Raw genomic sequence first — 4,964 nt, 5'->3', positions numbered from 1 at the left:
CCCACAGACAAGCGGGCAGGCCAATGGTTGAAGGGCTCATGCAGATGCGGAGCGAGACTCCGCTTTAGGTCCCCCCGCTACGGCGCGTTGCGGCGTAGCGGGGAGAGGAGGCGCTTGAATCGCCTCAGCCCAGCTTCTGTGCCTGTTCGCGCAACGCTGTCAGCTGCACACCCCAATCGGCGATGCGCTGGCGTTCCTGCGCCACCACTTCCGCTGGTGCATTGGCCACAAAATTCGCGTTGCCCAGCTTGCCTTCGCACTTCTTGATCTCGACTTCGATGCGCCCGATTTCCTTGGCGAGGCGAGTCTTCTCCGCGCCAAGATCGATCAGGCCCGCAAGCGGGATCAGCACGCGCATCGAACCCACCACGGCGGCTGCGGCGGCTGGTTCGTCGGCGCCCGATTCAATCCACTGCGGCGCGTCCACGCGAGCGAGGAAGCTGATCTGTGCGGCGAATTTGGCGGCGCGTGCGCGATCGCTCGCGTCGCCGTCGGCGAGCAGCAGGGGAATAGTTTTGCCAGGGGCGATGTTCATTTCCGCGCGGATGCGGCGGATGCCGCTCAGCACGTTCTTGAACCATTCGACTTCGGCCGTGGCCGCGTCGTCCGCCACGATCTCCTCGGCCTTCGGCCACGGGCGTTCCAGCAGGAACTTGGCATCGAGGCCGAGCTTGGGCGCCACCGAATGCCAGATCTCTTCGCTGATGAAGGGCACGATAGGATGCAGCGCGCGCAGGATGGTTTCCAACACCACCACCAGCGTGTGGCGCGTGGACGCTGCAGCGGCAGCATCGTCGCCATTCAATGCGGGCTTGGACAGTTCCAGGAACCAGTCGCAGAACTCGTTCCAGGTGAACTCGTACAACTCCTGCGCGAGCAGGTCGAAGCGATAGCTGGCGAAGTGTTGTTCGACGTCGGTCAGCGTCTGCTTGAGGCGCGTGAGGATCCAGCGCTCGGCTTCGGTAACCGGCGCGCCGCCCGGTGCGGGCAGCTGGCCTTCGGGCAGGTTCATCAGTACGAAGCGCGCAGCATTCCACAGCTTGTTGCAGAACGCCTTGTAGCCTTCGGCGCGCTTGATGTCGAAGTTGATGGTGCGGCTATAGCTGGCGAGCGCGGCGAAAGTGAAGCGCAGTGCGTCTGTGCCGATGGCGGGGATGCCCGTCGGGTAATCCTTGCGGATGCGCTTTTCCACCTTGTCGCGCACCTGCGGGATCAGCAGCGACTTGGTGGACTTGGCCACCAGCGGCTCCAGCTCGATGCCATCGATCAAGTCCAGCGGATCGAGCGTATTGCCCTTGGACTTGGACATCTTCTGGCCTTCCGCATCACGCACGATGGCGTTGATGTAGACATGGCGGAACGGCACGCGACCGGTGAAGTACTTGGTCGCCATCACCATGCGCGCGACCCAGAAGAAAATGATGTCGAAGCCGGTGACCAGCACGGCGCTGGGCAGGAACACGTTGTCGTTGGACCAGTCGGCCACGACATTGCCGTGCTCGTCCTTCACCGGGCCGTCCATCGGCCAGCCCAGGGTGGAGAACGGCCACAGCGCGGAGCTGAACCAGGTGTCGAGCACGTCGTCGTCCTGGCGCAGCGCGCCCACCGGCGTCGTGCTGGCGTGCGCACGCGCGTCGGCTTCGTCTTCGCCCACGAAGATATTGCCCGCTTCGTCGTACCACGCCGGGATGCGATGGCCCCACCACAGCTGGCGGCTGATGCACCAGTCCTGGATGTTCTCCAGCCACTGCGTGTAGGTGGTGCTCCAGTTTTCCGGCACGAACTTGATCTCGCCGCCGCGCACGGCTTCGAGCGCGGGCTCGGTGATTTCCTTGCGGCCTTTCTCGCTGGTGAGGTCGAGGAACCACTGGTCGGTGAGCATCGGCTCGATCACCGCATCCGAACGCTGGCTCACCGGCACCTGCAATTTGTGCGGCTTGGTTTCGACCAGCAGGCCTTCGGCTTCGAGGTCCGCGAGCACGGCCTTGCGTGCTTCGTAGCGGTCCATGCCGCGGTATTTTTCCGGCGCGTTTTCGTTGACCTTCGCGTCCAGCGTGAAGATGTTGATCGGCGCCAGTTGATGACGTTGGCCGATGGCGTAGTCGTTGAAGTCGTGCGCGGGGGTGATCTTCACGCAGCCGGTGCCGAATTCGCGATCGACGTAGTCGTCGGCGATCACCGGAATCTCGCGGCCGCTCAGCGGCAGGCGCAGCGTCTTGCCGATCAGATGCGTATAGCGCTCGTCTTCCGGATTCACCGCCACGGCGACGTCGCCGAGCATGGTTTCCGGACGCGTGGTGGCGACCACGACGCTGTCCTTGCCGTCGGCAGTGGGGTAGCGGATCGACCACATGTGGCCGTCGCGTTCGACGTTGTTCACTTCCAGATCGGAGACGGCCGTGCCCAGCAGCGGATCCCAGTTCACCAGGCGATTGCCGCGATAAATCAGGCCGGCGCGGAACCACTCGACGAACACCTTGCGCACGGCCTCCGAAAGACCCTCGTCCATGGTGAAGCGTTCGCGTGACCAGTCGGCGGCGGCGCCGATGCGGCGCATCTGGTTGGTGATGGTGGAACCCGATTCTTCCTTCCACTTCCACACGCGTTCGACAAACGCTTCGCGGCCCAGGTCGTGGCGTGTCTGGTCGTTCACGGCGAGCTGGTTCTCGACGATCTTCTGCGTGGCAATGCCCGCGTGATCGGTACCCACCTGCCACAGCGTGTTCATGCCGCGCATGCGCTGGTAGCGGATCAGCATGTCCATCACGGTCTGCTGGAAGGCATGGCCCATGTGCAGCGTGCCGGTGACGTTCGGCGGCGGCAGCAGGATGCAATAGGGCTCGCCCTGGCCGGACGGCTTGAAGTCGCCGCTGGCTTCCCAGGCGGCATACCACTTCGATTCGATCTGGCCGGGCTCGAAACTCTTGTCCATCAGGGGCTCGCGATTGCGCGCCGGGGCTGGCGCGTGGGGATTGGCGGTAAAGGGTCGATTGTACGGGCGGGGCGGCTGGGGTGCCAAAAACCCGCTTCTAGCTCCTTCTCCCCGGCGGGGAGAAGGTTGGGATGAGGGGCGGGGCTTGCCCGAACGCTTGATTGGAATATGGGGGCTTTTCTTGGGGTAGGTAAGGCTTCCGCGAGCACCCGCCCCTCACCCCGGCCATCTCCCCGCAGGGGAGAGGGAGCAAGCGTCAGCCGCGCAGCTGCTTGCCGTATGCGTGCACCTCATCCACCAGCACTTTCACATGCTCCGGGTTCACTTCAGGCGTGATGCCGTGCCCCAGGTTGAACACGTGGCCAGGATGGTTGCCGTAACTGTCCATCACCCGGCGCACCTCGCGGCGGATCACCTCGGGACTGGCCTGCAGGATGGCCGGGTCCAGGTTGCCCTGCAGGGCAACGCGGCCATTCACGGCCTGGCGGGCGTCGGCCAGGTCGATGGTCCAGTCCACGCCCAGCGCGGTGCAGCCGGTGTCGGCCATGGTGGCCAGGTGCTGGCCGGCGCCCTTGGAGAACAGGGTGACGGGCAGATCACGGCTGGCGGGGTGGGCCTTCAGCGCCTCGACCACCTGGGTCATATGGCGCAGCGAGAACTCGCGGAACGGCGCGGGGCCCAGCAGGCCACCCCAGGTGTCGAAGATCATCAGCGCCTGGGCGCCGGCGGCCGCCTGGGCGATCAGATAGGCCGCCACGGCCTGGGCCAGCGTGTCGAGCAACTGGTGCGCGAGCGCAGGCTCGCTCCAGCACATGGCCTTGAGGCGGGCGAAATCGCGCGAGCCCTGGCCTTCCACCATGTAGCAGGCCAGCGTCCACGGGCTGCCGGAAAAACCGATCAGCGGCACGCGGCCGTCCAGTTCCTTGCGGATCACGCGCACCGCATCCATCACGTAGCGCAGCTCGGTTTCCATATCCGGCACGCCAAGCTTCTCGATGTCGGCGCGCGAGCGCACGGGATGCGCAAACTGCGGGCCCTCGCCTTGCGCAAAGCTCAGCCCCAGCCCCATCGCATCGGGAATGGTGAGGATGTCGGAGAACAGGATGGCCGCGTCCAGTTCGAAGCGCTCCAGCGGCTGCAGCGTTACTTCGCAGGCCAGCTCGGGGCTTTGCGCCAGGGCCATGAAGCTGCCGGCGCGTGCGCGGGTGGCGCGATATTCCGGCAGATAGCGGCCGGCCTGGCGCATGACCCATACGGGCGTGGTGTCGGTGGCCTCCCGGCGCAGGGCGCGCAGGAAGCGGTCGTTCTTCAATGCTGGGGTCATCTTAAGGTCCGTACGGGCCATCCAGGCCTTGGCTGAACATCACGCGGAAGCCGCGCTTGATCTGCGCGTCGCGTGCTTTTTCGAAGGCGGCGAGCGCGTCGTCACGCTCGAGAAACTGCTCGCGCTTGAGGGTGGCCTTGCCGCCCTGCACACCCGATTCGCGATAAAGCGTCCAGCCGCCCAGCAAGTCCTGCTCCAGTGTGATCTGGGCATAGCGCGGCGCCTCGGCGGTGGCGGTCATGGCTTGCAGGTAAAGGCGCATGGAGTCCGGTTCGAAGATAAGGGCGGTCAACCGCAGACCCGCATTCTAGAAGGCTTCGCCCCTGAGGGGCGAGTGCGGCGGCGTGTCGCGTTGGCGCAGATGTGACTCTCTCGGTGCGCCGCGTCGCGCACAGGGTGCGCTCCCACAGGTGTCAGCGGCTCGTGTGGGAGCGCACCCTGTGCGCGACAACGACGAAGCCAAGCCAATCAGCGTGCCGCTTGCTCCAACACTGCCAAAACATCCTTCTCATCCACACCGCTGACGATTTCCGCGCGTCCAATGCCCCGCCACAGGATCAGCCGCAGCGTGCCGGCCAGATTCTTCTTGTCCAGCCGCATCAGCGCGAGCAGCTGCTCGGGATCCATGCCGGCGGGAATCGTCGTCGGCAGGCCCATCGCAGCCAGCAGTCGATGCAGGCGTGCAGTATCGGTCGCCTGGCTCATGCC

At 65.2% G+C, this 4,964-nt stretch carries 3 protein-coding genes and 1 pseudogene; all 4 read right to left on the bottom strand.

Going from position 1 to position 4,964, the window contains the following annotated elements; translation table 11 throughout:
• Positions 1-124: 124 nt before the first annotated feature.
• Entirely contained in the window at positions 125-2,932 is a 2,808-nt protein-coding gene (locus AC1DMG_RS19735; protein WP_477177929.1) for a valine--tRNA ligase, read from the bottom strand.
• A 256-nt stretch (positions 2,933-3,188) separates the two neighbouring features.
• Entirely contained in the window at positions 3,189-4,256 is a 1,068-nt protein-coding gene (gene hemE / locus AC1DMG_RS19730) for a uroporphyrinogen decarboxylase (RefSeq protein ID WP_477177930.1), read from the bottom strand.
• Between the two features lies 1 nt (position 4,257).
• Entirely contained in the window at positions 4,258-4,518 is a 261-nt protein-coding gene (locus AC1DMG_RS19725) for a WGR domain-containing protein (protein WP_046970406.1), read from the bottom strand.
• Between the two features lie 206 nt (positions 4,519-4,724).
• Positions 4,725-4,964: pseudogene (locus AC1DMG_RS19720) on the bottom strand (3-dehydroquinate synthase); the annotation flags it as partial.

It is taken from the genome of Dyella sp. 01N36, assembly GCF_056399745.1.
The sequence above is the reverse complement of the archived record's forward strand: the minus strand, read 5'-3'. Positions and strand labels throughout refer to the sequence as shown.

Bases quoted from the DNA above. Each gene is read 5' to 3' on its own strand.
- AC1DMG_RS19735 (WP_477177929.1), bottom strand. From the start codon at position 2,932: ATGGACAAGAGTTTCGAGCCCGGCCAGATCGAATCGAAGTGGTATGCC.
- hemE (WP_477177930.1), bottom strand. From the start codon at position 4,256: ATGACCCCAGCATTGAAGAACGACCGCTTCCTGCGCGCCCTGCGCCGG.
- AC1DMG_RS19725 (WP_046970406.1), bottom strand. From the start codon at position 4,518: ATGCGCCTTTACCTGCAAGCCATGACCGCCACCGCCGAGGCGCCGCGC.